The sequence below is a fragment of the Alloprevotella sp. Lung230 genome, from assembly GCF_014385435.1.
Lineage (GTDB): Bacteria > Bacteroidota > Bacteroidia > Bacteroidales > Bacteroidaceae > Alloprevotella.
Genome location: NZ_JACSUD010000004.1, coordinates 18760 through 35079, shown reverse-complemented (window position 1 = coordinate 35079; position 16320 = coordinate 18760). Strand labels below are relative to the sequence as shown.

Below are 16320 nucleotides of genomic sequence, written 5' to 3'. Positions count from 1 at the left end.
GAGGAGAAAAGGTCTGCGAAACAAACCTTTGTCGGAAGTCGAAAAACTTCCATGGGTAAGGAGTAAACTATAAACCAAACCTTGAATTATATAAACCAAGCTTTGGTTTACATAAACCAAACTTTGAATTACATAAACCAAACCTTGGTTTATAGATTATCTTTGAGGAAAATAAGTTTTTGAGGGAGCGCGGCAACTTTTTAAGGTTGCAGGGCGATTTTGAACCAGGCTTCGGCAATGCGCTCGCCATCAACTTCGACGACGGCCTCGGCGAGCGTCATCCCCATCACCTCTTCGCAGATGGTGACAGTGGTGTCGAGCCTCTCGCCCACTCGGGGCAGGCGGTGGAAGGTGAGGTCGCGGATGGCACCGATGTAGCCGATTTGCACCGCTTGGTGCAGCACGTATTTGTTGTAAAACCCCAAACGAACGGCGCAGGTCTGGGCGATGCTTTCGGTGATGCCGGCAGGCGAAAAGCAGCCTTCGTCGCAAAAGAGGTTGTCGGGCCTCACCGTGAGAGCGCACGTCGTGGTGCGCTCACCGAAGTGCACCAATGTATCGACCATCACAAAGGGCGGTTGTTGCGGCAGGAGCGTGCGGACATCGACGTCGGCCGGTGCAGGAAGAGTATGGAAATCAATCATGGCGGGGGGAGGGAGCGAAAGAAGAGGAGGGGCGAGCCCAGAAGTCGTAGAAGTTGAACCACTGTTCGGGATAGCGGCGCACGTAGGTCTCCAGCAGGGTGGCATATTGCTGAGCGAGATGTCGGATGCGCTCTGCCCGCGGCCGGTCGGCGGTCGGCAGACTGAGTTGCTCTACAAAGAGGCGGTAGCGCCGGACATCTTCTTTCATCACGAAGACGGCCAGCGCCGGCAGCCGTCGCCCATCGATGAGGGCAAACGGACCGAGGGGAAAGTGGGCCGGTGCTCCGAAAAACGAGCATTCCACCGACTTCTCCGAACCATGGCAGCGGTCGGCCGGCAGGCTCACGACATCGCCCTCGACAATGGCATTGTTGAGCCGAAAGAGATGGCTCAGGTCGTCTCGAAGCGGAATCATCTCAATGTGGGTGCGGCCGAACTGAATGCGGCGGTTTTCCATCACGGTGGCTGTCTCGCCGGCGAAGACCAACGCGTGGAGCGTCTTGGTGGAGAAGGCCAGCGAGTAGCCTGCCAGTTCGTAGTTGCCCACGTGGGCACTGAGCATCACGAAAGCGTCAGGCCCATCGGCCAACTGCTGAAAGCGCGCTTTGTGCTCCACCTCGATGTCGAAGTGCAGGCCGGCATAGCACGCAAAGCGGTCGATGATGACCTGCCCGAAGCGGTAGTGGTTGAGATAGGAAGAACGGAGGGCGCGAAGGCGGCCTTGTTGCAGTCGGCGGCGGTAGAACCGATAGGAGGGGCGGAAACCAGGCGCTAAGAGCATGTAGAACAGCACGACCACAGAGACCCCCGCATAGTAAATGCGGAGATGGAGGAAGCGGAAGCAGCGGATGAGTTGCTGCTGCATCCAGCGGTTGCCATCGGTGTGGCCCTGCCACGCTTGCTTCATTCGCCCACCTTGCTTTCGATGTAGTCGCAGAATTGGCGGAGCGTGACCACACCGGCCATCTCTTCGGGCTTGATTTTGAAGCCGAACTTCCGCTCGATAATCACCACGATGTCGACAAAATCCAGGCTGTCGATGCCCAGGTCGTCTTTGAGTTTGCCTTCCGGCACAATCTTTTCTTCATCGATTTCCAGGTCGTCGATGAGGAACTCTCTTACTTTTTCTTCGATTTCAGTACGCGTCATAAAAGGAGGAATGATAGAATGAAAATTAGGGGAAAGAGCGGAAGAACAGCACTTCCGATGAGGGGCGCCCATGCCGCTGCTGCGGGGTGCGCCGTAGGATGGGGACAGTGGCGCTCAGGGCTTCACCACTTCGAGGATGGAGTGGCCGGGGCCGAGGTGGTCGTAGGTGCGCGCCACTTGCAGACCGGCCTTTTTGATTTGCGCGACCATGCGGTCGGAATGATACATCTTGCTGTTGCCGTTGGCCATGGTGGTGAAGTAGACACTCGTCATCGTCAGGCAGAACGAAGCCGTCTCGAAGTGCTGCCGATCCCAGAAGGTTTCCATGATGTAGAGGTGTGTGGCAGGCGTCATCACCGCGGCAGTGCGGGTGAGGATGGCGCAAATCTCCGCTTCCGAGAAGCAATCGAGGAATTGGCTCATCCAAATGACATCCCACGTCTGACCCTCGGGCAGCGTGGCATCGGGCGCCAAGAGGTTGGTGGCGTGGGCGTGGATGCGGTCGGCGCCGGAATGGTCGGCCACGTTACGGCGCATCATGTCTATCTGGCCGGGGAGGTCAACGATGGTGACCTCCACCTGTGGATCGTGCGCCACGCAGCGCAGGGCGAAGCGACCGGTGTTGCCGCCCACGTCCATGAGCCGGTGGGGGCGGGTGGAGAAGACAATGGGCAGGGCTTCGTCGAACGAGTGGTCGCTGTAGAAGTGGTCGAAACCGAACCAACTCTGCTGCACCTCGGGCGGGAGTTGGGAAAGGCCTTCGTAGATGGTGCTCCAGTCGCCGAGGGTCTTCAGCCCCGCGGGGCGCCCTTCTTGGAGAGCTTCTTCGAGGTGAAAGAGACCGCGGTAGTTCACATCGTGGTTGAAAGCGAGGTTGGCGCGCGTCCCCTCGTCGGTGAGCAAGAACCAGCCGGTCTTGGAGAGCCGGAAGCGGTCGGTGGCGGGGTCGATGAGGAGCAGGCCGATGCTCAGCGCCGCATCGGTGAGGATGGTCAGGGCGTAGCGCGAAAGACCAGTGGCTTCCATGAGGGCTTCGAGCGTCAGCCCCTCGCGGCTTTCGCGGACCAGGGTGAGCACGTTCCACTTCAAGAGCAGGCGCGACACTTGAAACACCACGGGGCTCCAAGCAATAAACTGGGCCATGCGTTGTGCTTCGAGGGCGGAGAGTTGCTCGTGGGAATAGCGCTTTTCGACGTTGGGAAAGAGGTGCATAAGGAGGAGAGGTGAGGGGGTTAGACTCGGCGGATGACGAGCGCCGAGTTGGTGCCGCCGAAGCCGAAGGAGTTGCTGAGCACCACGTCCAGCCGCGCTTCCTGCGTGGTGGTGGCAAGGCGGAGCTTGGCCGAATGCTCATCGGGGTGCTCAAAGTTGAGGTTGGGGGCGACAAATCCGCCCTGCATCATCAGGATGCTGTAGACAATTTCGCTCGCCCCGGCCATCCAGCATTCGTGGCCCGTCATGCCCTTGGTGCTGCTGATCCACGCCTTTTTGCCGGCAAAGAGGCGGTCGAGGGCGATGGCTTCGAAGCTGTCGCCCTGCGGTGTGGAGGTGGCGTGGGCATTGACATAGTCCACGGCATCGGGGGAGAGACCGGCATCGTCGAGGGCACGCTGCATGGCGATGAACGAACCCTCGTCGCTGGGCTGCGAGATACCGCCGCCGTTGCCCGAGAATCCATAGCCCACGACTTCGCAAAGGATGTGGGCACCGCGCGCCACGGCGTGGTCGTACTCCTCCAGCACAAGCGCTGCACCCCCGCCGCCCGGCACGAGGCCGTCGCGGTCGTGGTCGAAGGGACGGGAGGCGCGTTGCGGGTCGTCCATCCGTTTGGAAAAAGCCCCCAAGGCGTCGAACGTGGCCATCGAATACTTGTTCACCTCCTGCGTACCGCCGCAGAGCACCATCTCCTGCAGCCCCTGACGGATGAGCATGCAGCCCAGTCCGATGGCGTGGCTGCCGCTGGCGCAGGCGGCGCTGACGGTGAAGTTGATGCCGCGAAGGCGGAAGATGGTGGTGAGGTTCATCGTCACGGTCGAGTTCATCGACTGGAAGATGTAGCCGCTGCCGAGCAAGGCCGTGTCGTGCTTCTCCCGCATGATGTCGGCCGCTTCGATGACCGGTGTGGAGGAAGAGTCGTTGCCGAAGAGGCAACCCACCTCGTTGCGGTCGAGATAAGTCTCGTCCACGCCGGCCATGGCAAAGGCTTCGCGGGCGGCCATGAAGGCATATTCGCCCTCTTCGGCCAACCCATTGCGCAGGCGGCGGTCGAGCAGACCTTTGAGCCGCGGGCGCTCCACGATGCCCGTCAGGGCCGACTGATAGCCGTAGGTCGTGCGCTCGGGGTCGATGCCGATGCCCGAACGACCTTCGCGCAGGGCTTGCGCCACTTCCTCAACATTCTTGCCCAGACACGACCAGATGCCGATGCCGGTGATGACCACTCGTTTTGTGTTCATAAGGAAAAAGGGTAGGGGTGTGAAAAAAAGGAGGTTAAGTGTACATGCCGCCGTTGATGCTCACCACCTCGCCGGTGATGTAGGCCGCATCGCTGCCGATGAGGAAAGCCACGAGCGCCGCCACCTCTTCGGCCCGACCGAAGCGGCGCATCGGCACCAGCGCTTTGAGCTTCTGCTCGTCGAGGTCGGCCGTCATGTCGCTTTCAATGAAGCCGGGCGCTACGGCGTTGACGGTGATTTTGCGCGGCGCCAGTTCCTGTGCCAGCGCTTTGGTGGCCGCGATGAGGGCCCCTTTGGCGGCCGAATAGTTCACCTGTCCGGGCACTCCCTTCTGGCCGGAGAGCGAAGCAATGTTGACGATGCGTCCTTCGCGGTGGGTCATCATGTTCTTGAGCAGGCGTCGGGTGGTGTAGAAGAAGCCGTTGAGGGTGGTGTCCATCACGCTGTGCCAGTCGGCGTCCTGCATGAAGACCATCAGGTTGTCGCGGCGGATACCGGCGTTGTTCACCAGCACGCCGATGAAGTCGTCGGGATGGGCGGCCTCCCACTCTTCCAGCGCGGTTTCGATGGCTTCGGGGCGGGCGACGTCGGCTTTGAGCAGTTCGGCGCTTCCGCCTTGGGCGAGGATGTCGGCTCGGGTTTCTTGGGCAGCGGCGTCGTTGCTCACGTAGTTGATGATCACGGGCAGTCCCATGGCGGCCAGGCGAAGGCAGACAGCGCGTCCGATGCCGCGCGAACCGCCGGTGACGAGGGCATATTTCATAAGAGAGAAGGGGGAATGTCGAGGTGGAAAAACGAGGGATGAAGCGCTGCACGAAGCGGGCAGGAAAGCCCGGTGGTGGATGCAGGCGCGTGCAAAAGTACGAAAAAACTCTTGTTTACACCATTCTTTCTTGCGCTTTTATGCCATTTCCGTGCGCAGTGGGCGCTGTGCAGAAGGGGCGGCCGTGAGCGCGCAGAAGGCTCGCCGCCCCTCCTTTTCGGCCTCCTTCCGACCCCTCTGCCGTGAGTAAGTAGAGTTTCAACGCCTGAAACTCGGTGTTTCAGCGCTTGAAACTTGGTGTTTCAGCGTCTGAAACTCAGTGTTTCAACGTATGAAACTTGGAGTTTCAATACGTCTGATGCACTCCCGAAAGCCGATGGAGCAGCCGCGGAGAACCGTCTTCGGCCACGCACCCACACACCGCCCCACCGCTGCCGGAAGCGCAAATTAGAGCCGGGAGGGCGGATAGATGAAAAAAAAGTCGTAAATTTGCTCCGCATATATTTAATGGTGGACTGCTGCCACCGCCGCGATGCGCCGTCTATGATCAAAATCAAACGTCTCGATTCCTTCATCCTGGGCAAGTTCCTACAACTCTTTGTGGGGGCTTTCTTCATTTGTCTGTTCGTCTTCATGATGCAGTTCACCTGGCGTTGGATCAACGATTTGGTCGGCAAAGGGCTCACCCTCGACATCCTGGGGCAGTTCTTCTGGTACATGGGCATCACCCTCGTGCCCACCGCCCTGCCCCTGGCCATCCTGCTGGCCGCGCTCATCACCTTCGGCAACATGGGCGAAAACCTCGAACTCCTCTCCATGAAGGCCGCGGGCGTGCCGCTGGTGCGCATCATGGCGCCCATCTTCTGCGTGGTGGTGCCGCTCATGGGCGTGTCGTTCTACTTCCAAAACACCGTTTCGCCCGATGCCCAAAAGGGGCTCGGCACACTGGCCACGTCCATCAAAATCTCGCAGCCGGCGGTGCAAATCCCCGAGGGCGTCTTCTACAACGGTATCCCCAATACCAACATCTACGTGGAGCGGAAGAACGCCCAAACGGGGATGCTCTACCACACCATTATCTACAAGACCGACCAAGGTTTCGACCGCGCACAAATCGTGCTGGCCGACTCCGCCCGCCTCGAAATGACGGCCGACAAGCTCCACCTCCGCCTCACCCTCTGGGCCGGCGAACAGTTTCAAAGCCTCAAAGCCGACAATGCCGGCAATGTGTTCGACCCACAGAGCGAGCCCTACGACCGCGAAACCTTTGCCTACAAGCAGATCCTCATCGACTTCGACTCCAACTTCACCCAACTCGATGCCGACCAGCTCGGGTCGATGCCGCAGGCCAAGAACATGGGCGAGATTGTCCACGACGTCGACTCGATGAACCACGTGCTCGACTCCACCGCGTTGAGCTATTTCAAAGAAACGCTCCAGCGGCAGAACTTCGCCGCCGCTGCCTCTTGGACCAAGGCCGACTCTCTGCGCGCCGTCAAGGACTTCCGGAAGCATCCGTTCAGCATCGACGAGGTCATCAAAAAGACCCCCAAGGATCGCCTGCAAGCCGCCCGACAACAGGCCTCCGCCCGCTTGCAGACGCTGTCGGCCGAGCTCGACTGGCAGAGCGAGACGGTGCAAAGTCAGGAACATTACATCCGCCTCCACTGGATTGAATGGCACCAGAAGATCACGCTTTCGCTGGCCTGCCTCCTCTTCTTCTTCATCGGTGCACCGCTCGGCGCCATCATCCGCAAGGGCGGCCTGGGGATGCCCACGGTGGTGTCGGTGGCCATCTTTATCATCTACTACGTCATCAACATCTCCAGCATGAAGTCGGCCCGCGCCGGTACGCTCAACATGTTCGTGGGTATGTGGCTCTCCACCTTTGTCCTCGCTCCGGCCGGTGCCTATCTGACCTACATGGCCAACCGCGACTCCACCGTCTTCAACCTCGATGCCTACCTTGCCCTGCTCCGCCGTCTGCTCGGATTGCGCACCAAGCGCAACCTTTTCCGCAAGGAGGTCATCATCGAAGCCCCCGACTACGCCGCCGACCTCCGCCGACTCCGACACATTCGTGCCGCCGCCACCGCCTACAACAAGGAGAAGCGTCTGCTGCTGGCGCCCGGCTACTTCCGCATCTTCTTCCGCACCCGCCCCGACGAGCGGATGGAACAACTGAGCAACGACATCGAAGCCGTGGTGGGCGACCTCGCCAACACCCGCAGCCCGCAGGTACTGGCCGTGCTCAACGACATCCCCACCATCTACGCCCACGCCCACACCACGCCCTTTGTCCGCAAACGCTACAACTGGACGTTCGGTGTGATCTTCCCCCTCGGCCTGCTGCTGTGGGTGCGCATCTGGCGCTTCCGCCTCCGCCTCTTCACCGACCTGCGGCAGGTGGTCAAGTGCTGCGAACGTCTCGAATCTCTCCTCGCTAATCCGTCAAACCTCCAATAAGAACATAGCATTATGGAACAACTCCAACTCGCCACCATAGAACAAGCCCTCGAAGACTTCCGTCAAGGGAAGTTCGTGGTTGTGGTCGATGATGAAGACCGCGAAAACGAAGGCGACCTCATCACCGCCGCCGAACTCATCACTCCCGAAAAAATCAACTACATGCTCCGCTACGGCCGCGGCGTGCTGTGCGCTCCGCTTTCCAAAGAGCGCTGCCGCCGGCTCGGCTTGGAGCACCAGGTGCAGAGCAACACCTCGGTGCTCGGCACCCCCTTCACCGTCACCATCGATTTGCTCAAAGGGTGCACCACCGGCGTTTCGACCCACGACCGTGCGGCCACCGTGCGCGCCATGGCTGACCCCGATGCGCGCCCCGAGTGGTTCGGCCGCCCCGGCCACATCAACCCCCTCTATGCTCAAGACCGCGGCGTGTTGGCCCGCGCCGGCCACACCGAAGCTGCTGTCGATTTGGCACGTATGTCGGGATTGCAACCCGTGGCCTGTCTGATTGAAATCCTCAACGAAGACGGTACGATGGCGCGTATGCCGCAGCTCATCGAGTTTGCCAAGCGCGAAGGTTTGAACATCATCACCATCAAGGACCTCATCGCCTACCGCTTGAAGGAAGAAAGCCTCGTGGAGCGCGGCGAAGAAGTGTCTATGCCCACCGACCACGGTAACTTCCGCCTCATCCCCTTCCGCCAGAAGAGCGACGGCAAGGAACACATCGTTCTCTTCAAGGGCGACTGGCAACCCGGTGAACCGGTGTTGGTGCGCGTGCATTCCAGTTGCATGACCGGCGACATCTTCGGTTCGCAGCGTTGCGACTGCGGGGCACAACTGCACCGCTCGATGGAGCTCATCGAAAAGGAGGGCAAGGGCGTTGTCCTCTACCTCAACCAAGAAGGGCGCGGCATCGGTCTCATGGCCAAGATGGCCGCCTATAAGCTCCAAGAGGAAGGCTATGACACGGTCGATGCCAACGTCCACCTGGGCTACGACCCCGACGAGCGCGACTACGGCGTGGGTGCACAAATCCTGCGCAGCCTCGGTATCACCAAAATCCGCCTCATCACCAACAACCCCGTGAAGCGGGTCGGCTTGGAAGCCTACGGCCTCGAAATCGTCGAAAACGTGCCGATGGAGATCACCCCCACGCCCTACAACGAACGCTACCTCCGCACCAAAAAGGAACGAATGTCGCACAACCTTCACTTTCAGAAATAATCCCTAACCCTCCCCAACTCCTACACTTATGCTCCCACAAGACAACTACAACCGCAGCTACGTTTCGCCCGGCCGCGACCGCAGCCTCTCCTTCCCCTCCCTCATGCGCAGCGTCTACATCTGGATGGCACTCGCCTTGGCCGTGACCGGCCTGACCGCTATGACCATCGCCACGCAGCCGCAAATCGTCTATGCCATCTTTGCCAACCGCGCCATCTTCTGGATGCTCATACTTGCCGAACTCGGTATGGTGATTTACCTCTCGGCACGCATCATGTCGATGTCGTTTGCCACGGCCGGCATCGTGTTTGTCGTCTACGCCCTGCTCAACGGCGTCACGCTTTCGAGCCTTTTCCTGGCCTACACCGCCGAGTCGATCGCCCAAACTTTCTTTGTCACCGCCGGCACCTTTGGCGCTATGGCCGTCATCGGTTTTCTTGTGAAGCGCGACCTTTCGGCCATCGGACGCTTCTTCTATATGGCGCTCATCGGTCTGATCATCGCCACCGTGGCCAATGCTTTCTTCCACAACAGCGGCGTGGCCATGATTTGCAACTATGCCGGCGTTGTCATCTTCTCGGGACTCACCGCCTACGACACGCAGAAGATCAAGAATATGCTCGTGCAGTTTGGCGACCGTCGCGACGAAACCGTCATGAAGCTCGCCCTCTTGGGCAGTCTCAGCCTCTACCTCGACTTCATCAACCTCTTCCTCTATCTGCTCCGCTTCTTGGGCAACCGCCGATAGTAACTATTCTTTTACCTCCAAACCTTTCATCTCATGCAACTTTCAGAACGCATCAACCGCCTGGCCACATCGGCCACACTGGCCATGTCGCAGAAGAGTGCCGAACTCAAAGCGCAAGGTGTCGACATCATCAATATGAGTGTGGGCGAACCCGACTTCAACACGCCCGATGCTATTAAGACAGCGGCCAAACAGGCCATCGACGACAACTGGTCGCGCTACAGCCCCGTGCCCGGTTACCTCGACCTGCGCGAAGCCATCTGCGAAAAACTGCGTTGCGAAAACGGCCTCGAATATACGCCTGCACAAATCGTGGTGGGCAATGGCGCAAAGCAAGCCGTGTGCAACACCCTCTTGGCGCTCATCAACCCCGGTGATGAAGTCATCATCCCCGCCCCCTATTGGGTGAGCTATCCCGACATGGTGCTGCTGGCCGATGGCAAACCGGTGTTCGTGTCTGCTCCCATTGAGCAAGATTTCAAGATGACGCCTGCCCAGCTCGAAGCCGCCATCACCCCCCGCACACGTGCCCTCATCCTCTGTTCTCCCTCCAACCCCACCGGCGCCGTCTATTCGGCCGAGGAGATGGAAGGTTTGGCCGAAGTGTTGCGCCGCTATCCCGACATCGTGGTCATCGCCGACGAAATCTATGAGCACATCAACTACGTTGGTGCCCATGCCTCGATAGCCGCCTGCCCCGGGATGAAGGACCGCTGTGCCGTCATCAACGGCGTTTCTAAGGCTTATGCCATGACCGGATGGCGCATTGGTTTCGTAGCCGCTCCGTTGGCGTTGGCCAAAGGCATTTCCAAGCTCCAAGGTCAGTACACCTCCGGCCCTTGCTCCATTTCACAAAAGGCGGCGGCCTTTGCTTTCGCTGCCGACCAAACTCCTGTCGAGGAGATGCGTCTGGCCTTCGAGCGCCGCAAAGAACTGATTGTGCGCTTGGCACGTGAAATTCCCGGTTTCGAAGTCAACAACCCCGATGGCGCGTTCTATCTCTTCCCGAAGATTTCCAGTTTCTTCGGCAAGACCGATGGCACCACCACGATCCACGACTCCAACGACTTTGCACTCTATCTGCTCGAAGCTGCACATGTGGCCGGTGTGGGTGGCGCTTCCTTCGGTGACCCCGACTGCTATCGTTTGAGCTATGCCACGAGCGATGAAAACATCGTTGAGGCCATGCAGCGCATCAAGGCCGCTTGTGCCCGTCTGCACGATTGATGCCTCACCTTTCTTCTCTCTAACGGGTACAGACCGATGAGTAAAGGCGAGATCGCGGAAGAGGGAAACGAAGAGGATATCAAAGTAGAGAACATCTTACGATGAAGACAGCTACAGATTGATATTGAAGACCTACTTATCATCCAACAACGAGGGCGCATCCATCCCGATGCGCCCTCGTTGTATAGTGACCAAACCGCTTTCTTTGTAAAGTCGGATTTTCAGTTTTAGTGGAAATGAGCAAAAAAACACTACAAAAAGGGGATTTTGAGGTGGTTTTGATGCATGGAGATTGAAAAATCAAAGAAAAAGCGCATTTTTTGTTCGGAAAACACGCTTACGTTCTTTTTTTTACTTAACTTTGGAGGTGAAAACCAAAGCGCTTTCGGCAGCGATGGGCACCATTGCACGAGGCGCCGACCACTTGTTCATTCACCTTATCCCCTCCATTAAGTCTATGTCTTTTCTGAAATTCGACAAAACGCAAATGACCAACTTGCAAGACGCCATCGCTAAGGAGTTCTTGCTCACCAACAAGTCGGGGGCATATTGTTCCTCAACCCTTGTGGGTTGCAACATCCGCAAGTACCACGGGTTGCTGGTGGTGCCCGTGGAAAACCTGGACGATGAAAACCACGTGCTGCTCTCTTCGCTCGACGAGACCATCATCCAGCATGGTGCCGAGTTCAACTTAGGGTTGCACAAATATGTCGGCGACAACTATAGCCCGAAGGGACACAAATACATTCAGAGTTTTGAGTGGGAGAAAGTGCCCACGTGGATCTATCGCATCGGCGGCGTCCTGCTGAAGAAGGAGATGATGTTCCGCAGCGAGCGCGACCGCCTCTTTGTACGCTACACCCTGCTCGAAGCCCACTCGCCCACCACGCTCCGCCTGCGCCCCTATCTGGCGTTCCGCAGTGTGCGGCAGTGGACGCACGAAAACGGACTGGCCGACACCAGCTACGACACCGTTGAAAACGGCATCCGCATGCGCCTCTATGAAGGCTACCCCGACCTTTTCATGCAACTCGACTCTGCCGAAAGCGCCTATCACCACCAGCCCAACTGGTATCGTGGTTTGGACTATCCCAAAGAGCGCGAACGCGGCTATGGAGAGACGGAAGACCTCCTCGTGCCAGGCTACTTTGAGATGCCTATCCGTCCGGGCGAAAGCATTATCTTCACCGCCTCCACAGGGGCGCGCGCTTGCGACACCTTCCAGCCCATCCTGGACGAGGAAATCGAAAAACACGACCCTCGCGACTCTTTCTATCACTGCTTGGTCAACGCTGCCCACCAGTTCCGCCAACAACTCAAAGGCGAGGAATACATCGTGGCCGGATATCCTTGGTTCAAGCCTCGGGCACGCGACACTTTCATCGCCATGCCCGGCTTGACACTGGCCATCGGCGAGACGGCGCAGTTTGAGAAATACATGGAGACCGCTGCCAAAGCGCTCAACGACTTCATGGACGAACAGCCCGCCCGCGTGGGCATCTACGAGATGGATCAACCCGACACCCTGCTTTGGGCCATCTATTGCCTCCAACAATATGCCCAATACGTCGGTCGTCGGCAATGCTTTGAGAAGTATGGCGACCTGTTGCGCAAGATGATGTCGTTCATCTTCGAGGGGAAGCACCCCAACCTATTCGTTCACAGCAACGGACTGCTCTACAGCAACGGCCGCGACAAAGCCATCACTTGGATGAACTCCCAAGCCTATGGCCGCCCCATCATTCCGCGTTCGGGCTACATCGTCGAGTTCAACGCGCTCTACTACAATGCCAAATGCTTCTTCCGCGACATGCTCATCGACAGCGGAGAGAAGTCCAACTTGGTGGTGGCCGAGCGCATCGAGGAGGAATGCAAACTCTTTGAGCAATCCTTCCGTCAGACCTTCCTCAACGAGTATGGCTACCTGCTGGACTATGTCGATGGCAACAACCGCGACTATCACGTCCGCCCCAACCAACTTCTTGCCATCGCCCTCGAATACTCTCCCCTCACGCTCAAAGAGCGCAAGGCCGTGCTCGACATCGTCACCCGAGAACTCAAAACTCCGAAAGGCATCCGTTCGCTTTCGCCCAAGAGCGGAGGCTACAATCCTTACTACGTGGGACGACAGGAACAGCGCGACTACGCTTACCACCAAGGCACTGCCTGGCCGTGGCTGATGGGCTTCTATCTCGAAGCCTACCTGCGCGTCTACAAGATGAGCGGTGTCAACTACATCGAGCGGCAGCTCATCGGATTTGAGGAAGAACTCTACTACCACTGCATCGGCACCATCCCCGAACTCTTCGATGGCAACCCCCGCTTCTCGGGTCGCGGTGCCATCTCCTTTGCCATGAACGTGGCAGGTATCCTCCATGCCATCCGCCTGCTTGAAAAACAAAACACCGAAGATTAACCCCCTCCCTCTCGTGAGGAAGCACCGAACCCCACGGACCCTTCCTTCACGACCCGACTCAAAATAAACACATCTCCTATGAAAGTACTCATGTTTGGATGGGAGTTTCCCCCACACATCCTCGGTGGATTGGGCACAGCTTCCTATGGCATCACGGCCGGGCTGGCACAACAACCGGACATGGACATCACCTTCTGCATCCCCAAGCCTTGGGGCGATGAGGACAAGAGTTTCATGAACATCATCGGGCTGAGCGAAACCCCCATCGTGTGGCGCGATGTCGACTACAACTACCTCAAAGAGCGGCTCGGCACAAAGATGTCGCCCGAACAATACTATGCCCTGCGCGACCACATCTATGCCGACTTCTCCTACCGCACGGTCAACGACCTGGGCTGCATCGAGTTCTCCGGCACCTATCCGCAAAACCTTCAAGAAGAAATCAACAACTACTCCATCGTGGCCGGGGTCATTGCCCGACAACAGCAATACGACATCATCCACGCCCACGACTGGCTCACTTATCCCGCCGGCATCCACGCCAAGCAGGTGAGTGGAAAACCGCTCGTCATCCACGTCCATGCCACCGACTTCGACCGCTCCCGTGGGCAGGTCAACCCCACCGTCTATGGCATCGAAAAGGATGGTATGGACCATGCCGACTGCATCATGTGCGTCTCCGAACTCACGCGCCAAACCGTCATCAACCACTACCACCAAGACCCGGCCAAGTGCGTGGCCATGCACAACGCCGTCTATCCCCTCGACCCCGACATCCGAGCCATCATCGCCCAACGTCGGCCGCTCGAAGAGCGCAAGGAAAGAGTGGTCACTTTCCTCGGTCGCATCACGATGCAGAAAGGTCCGGAATACTTTGTCGAAGCCGCTGCTATCGTACTCAAACGCACACGAAACATCCGCTTCTGCTTTGCGGGTTCGGGCGATATGATGGAAGCCATGATCGACCTCGCAGCACAGCGCGGCATCGCCGACCGTTTTCACTTCCCTGGTTTCATGAAAGGCAGGCAGGTGTACGAGATCTTCCGCGACTCCGACGTCTACGTCATGCCCTCCGTCTCGGAACCTTTCGGCATCTCCCCGCTCGAGGCCATGCAGTGCGGCGTGCCGTCCATCATTTCCTACCAGAGCGGTTGCGCTGAAATCCTGGACAAATGTATCAAAACCGACTATTGGGACATTGAGGCCATGGCCGATGCCATGTACTCCATCTGCACCAACGAGGGCCTCTATCGCTATCTCCAAGAGGAGGGCAAGAAGGAGGTCGATGCCATCACGTGGGAGAAAGTGGGACACCGCATCCGCCGCTGCTACGATGAGACCATCGCCAATTTCTATCGCCGCTGACCCTCGCTGCTGTTCATCTTTTGCTTTCATCCATCTTCCAAACATCGACTCCATATGAAAACCGTTTGTCTATATTTCGAAATCCACCAAAACATCCACCTCAAGCGCTATCGTTTCTTCGACATCGGCACCGACCACTACTATTACGACGACTACGAAAACGAGCGTTCCATCACCGAGACGGCCGAGAACAGCTACATCCCCGCCCTCAATGCCCTCATCGAGATGGCCCACCGCTACGGCGACTATTTTAAGTGCGCCTTCTCCCTCTCCGGCACGGCCATCGAATTGCTGGAACAGTACAGCCCCGAGGTGCTCGAACTTCTCGACCAGCTCAACCAGACGGGCTGTGTCGATTTTTTGGCCGAACCTTACAGCCACGGCTTCTCCTCCATCAAGAGCCCCGAATGCTTCGTCGATGAGGTGAAGCGCCTTTCCAAAAAAATCAAGAGCCTATTTGGCAAAGAACCCAAAGTATTCCGCAACTCCTGCCTGATGTACTCCGACGAAATCGGGCAGTTGGTGGCCGATATGGGTTTCAAAGGCATGCTGGCCGAAGGGGCAAAACACTCATTGGGCTGGAAGTCGCCACACTTCATCTACCACTGCAACCGCAATCCCAAACTTAAATTGTTGCTGCGCGACCCCTCCCTCTCTGAGGACATCAGCTACCGTTTCAACGACAGTTCGTGGAGCGAATATCCCCTCTTTGCCGAAACTTATGCCAACTGGATTGCCGAGACGCCCGCCGACGAACCCGTGGTGAACCTCTTTATGGAGCTCTGCGCTCTGGGCATGTTCCAGCCGCTGTCGAGCAACATCCTTGAGTTCTTCAAGGCGCTACCCGAACAACTGAAGCAGCGGGGCATCACCTTCTCAACCCCTTCGGAGATTTGCGACAACATCCCCTCCGTCGCTCCGCTCGATGTGGAGTATCCCACCACGTGGGTGGACGAGGAGCGCGACCTCTCCCCCTGGCTGGGCAACGTGATGCAGCAAGAGGCGCTCAACAAACTCTATTCCGTGGCCGATCGCGTGCGCATTGCCCGCGACAAGAAGCTCATGCAGGACTGGGACTACCTCCAAGCCTCCAACAACCTACGCTTCATCTCTACCAAAGCCAACAGCTATGGTGGCTACCGCGGCATCTACTCCTCGCCCTACGATGCCTTCACCAACTACATGAACATCCTCGGCGACTTCATCACTCGCGTCAACAACCTCTACCCGCTTGAGATTGAAAACGACGAACTCAATTCGCTCCTCACCACCATCAAAAACCAGGGGGACGAATTGGCGATGAAGGACAAGGAAATCGAAAAGCTCAAAAACCTCCTCAGCCGTCTCTCGCCTGACTCCGAAAAGGAGAAAACCACCGAAACCGCACCGGCCAAAAAAGCCGCGCCGAAGAAAGCAGCTTCCACGAAAGCACCGGTTGTGAAGAAATCGGCTCCTGCCAAGGCTGCAGCTCCCAAAGCTACATCGACCTCTAAACCCAAGAAGGCGGCTGCCTCTAAGAAATAAAGCTCTGCCTCTCTATCTCTATCTGTGCCGAAATGGACTCCCCGTGCTGTCCGTTTCGGCACAGTTGCGTCTGCACCGGCCAACTCCGATGGCAAAGCCCTCTATGGGTAAGTCGGTGTTCAGCGTGAATTGATATGAGATTTGTTTCACCTTTTCGTCAGCTCGTCTTTGCGAAGAGGGGGGGTAGTGGGCTACACGACTGATGAACAAAGACAATCTGTCGAAAAATTGAGCGGTTTACCATCTCTTGTCGCTGAAAGCGACACCTTTGAGTAACCCCACGTTCTCGTGGGGTAGAGCTGTCCCTGCAGAGAAGCTGGCTGAAGGTCAGCCCG

The 16320-nt window shown here is 57.9% G+C and carries 13 protein-coding genes; 7 read left to right on the top strand and 6 right to left on the bottom strand.

Annotated elements, in window-relative coordinates; translation table 11 throughout:
* Positions 1–200: 200 nt before the first annotated feature.
* The 6 genes from H8527_RS03735 to fabG form a co-directional block, all read right to left on the bottom strand.
* A complete protein-coding gene (locus H8527_RS03735) occupies positions 201–644 on the bottom strand; it encodes a pseudouridylate synthase (RefSeq protein ID WP_222935107.1) in 444 nt (147 codons plus the stop codon).
* Positions 637–1551 carry a lysophospholipid acyltransferase family protein gene (locus H8527_RS03730; RefSeq protein WP_187545719.1) on the bottom strand — a complete coding sequence of 305 codons (915 nt, stop codon included), beginning with the start codon at positions 1549–1551 and terminating at the stop codon, positions 637–639. The genes H8527_RS03735 and H8527_RS03730 overlap by 8 nt, the downstream gene beginning before the upstream one ends.
* Complete coding sequence (locus tag H8527_RS03725) at positions 1548–1793, bottom strand: acyl carrier protein (protein WP_187545718.1); 246 nt, start codon at positions 1791–1793, stop codon at positions 1548–1550. The genes H8527_RS03730 and H8527_RS03725 overlap by 4 nt, the downstream gene beginning before the upstream one ends.
* A 114-nt stretch (positions 1794–1907) precedes the next feature.
* Positions 1908–3005, bottom strand: coding sequence for a class I SAM-dependent methyltransferase (locus tag H8527_RS03720; RefSeq protein ID WP_187545716.1), 1098 nt, complete (start codon positions 3003–3005; stop codon positions 1908–1910).
* 20 nt (positions 3006–3025) lie between these two features.
* Positions 3026–4249 (bottom strand): beta-ketoacyl synthase, encoded by a 1224-nt coding sequence (locus tag H8527_RS03715; protein WP_187545714.1) that lies wholly within the window; start codon positions 4247–4249, stop codon positions 3026–3028.
* A 34-nt stretch (positions 4250–4283) separates the two neighbouring features.
* Positions 4284–5012: a 3-oxoacyl-ACP reductase FabG gene (fabG, locus tag H8527_RS03710; protein ID WP_187545713.1), complete on the bottom strand. Its 729-nt coding sequence runs from the start codon at positions 5010–5012 to the stop codon at positions 4284–4286.
* Between the two features lie 489 nt (positions 5013–5501).
* Between fabG and H8527_RS03705 the strand changes: the two genes are divergently transcribed.
* From H8527_RS03705 to H8527_RS03675, 7 genes are all read left to right on the top strand, one after another.
* Positions 5502–7478: an LptF/LptG family permease gene (locus H8527_RS03705; RefSeq protein ID WP_255498508.1), complete on the top strand. Its 1977-nt coding sequence runs from the start codon at positions 5502–5504 to the stop codon at positions 7476–7478.
* Between the two features lie 12 nt (positions 7479–7490).
* Positions 7491–8705, top strand: a complete 1215-nt coding sequence (locus H8527_RS03700; protein ID WP_187545711.1) for a bifunctional 3,4-dihydroxy-2-butanone-4-phosphate synthase/GTP cyclohydrolase II — start codon at positions 7491–7493, stop codon at positions 8703–8705.
* 28 nt (positions 8706–8733) lie between these two features.
* Positions 8734–9453: a Bax inhibitor-1/YccA family protein gene (locus tag H8527_RS03695; protein WP_187545709.1), complete on the top strand. Its 720-nt coding sequence runs from the start codon at positions 8734–8736 to the stop codon at positions 9451–9453.
* Between the two features lie 33 nt (positions 9454–9486).
* Positions 9487–10680 carry a pyridoxal phosphate-dependent aminotransferase gene (locus H8527_RS03690; RefSeq protein ID WP_187545708.1) on the top strand — a complete coding sequence of 398 codons (1194 nt, stop codon included), beginning with the start codon at positions 9487–9489 and terminating at the stop codon, positions 10678–10680.
* A 457-nt stretch (positions 10681–11137) separates the two neighbouring features.
* A complete protein-coding gene (locus H8527_RS03685) occupies positions 11138–13096 on the top strand; it encodes a glycogen debranching enzyme N-terminal domain-containing protein (protein WP_187545886.1) in 1959 nt (652 codons plus the stop codon).
* A gap of 78 nt (positions 13097–13174) precedes the next feature.
* On the top strand, positions 13175–14461 hold the full coding sequence (locus H8527_RS03680) for a glycosyltransferase family 4 protein (protein ID WP_187545706.1): 1287 nt from the start codon (positions 13175–13177) through the stop codon (positions 14459–14461).
* A gap of 54 nt (positions 14462–14515) precedes the next feature.
* Entirely contained in the window at positions 14516–15985 is a 1470-nt protein-coding gene (locus H8527_RS03675) for a glycoside hydrolase family 57 protein (RefSeq protein WP_187545704.1), read from the top strand.
* Positions 15986–16320 lie beyond the last annotated feature (335 nt).

Coding starts and splice junctions, on each gene's coding strand:
- H8527_RS03735 (WP_222935107.1), bottom strand. CDS start 644: ATGATTGATTTCCATACTCTTCCTGCACCGGCCGACGTCGATGTCCGC.
- H8527_RS03730 (WP_187545719.1), bottom strand. CDS start 1,551: ATGAAGCAAGCGTGGCAGGGCCACACCGATGGCAACCGCTGGATGCAG.
- H8527_RS03725 (WP_187545718.1), bottom strand. CDS start 1,793: ATGACGCGTACTGAAATCGAAGAAAAAGTAAGAGAGTTCCTCATCGAC.
- H8527_RS03720 (WP_187545716.1), bottom strand. CDS start 3,005: ATGCACCTCTTTCCCAACGTCGAAAAGCGCTATTCCCACGAGCAACTC.
- H8527_RS03715 (WP_187545714.1), bottom strand. CDS start 4,249: ATGAACACAAAACGAGTGGTCATCACCGGCATCGGCATCTGGTCGTGT.
- fabG (WP_187545713.1), bottom strand. CDS start 5,012: ATGAAATATGCCCTCGTCACCGGCGGTTCGCGCGGCATCGGACGCGCT.
- H8527_RS03700 (WP_187545711.1), top strand. CDS start 7,491: ATGGAACAACTCCAACTCGCCACCATAGAACAAGCCCTCGAAGACTTC.
- H8527_RS03695 (WP_187545709.1), top strand. CDS start 8,734: ATGCTCCCACAAGACAACTACAACCGCAGCTACGTTTCGCCCGGCCGC.
- H8527_RS03690 (WP_187545708.1), top strand. CDS start 9,487: ATGCAACTTTCAGAACGCATCAACCGCCTGGCCACATCGGCCACACTG.
- H8527_RS03685 (WP_187545886.1), top strand. CDS start 11,138: ATGTCTTTTCTGAAATTCGACAAAACGCAAATGACCAACTTGCAAGAC.
- H8527_RS03680 (WP_187545706.1), top strand. CDS start 13,175: ATGAAAGTACTCATGTTTGGATGGGAGTTTCCCCCACACATCCTCGGT.
- H8527_RS03675 (WP_187545704.1), top strand. CDS start 14,516: ATGAAAACCGTTTGTCTATATTTCGAAATCCACCAAAACATCCACCTC.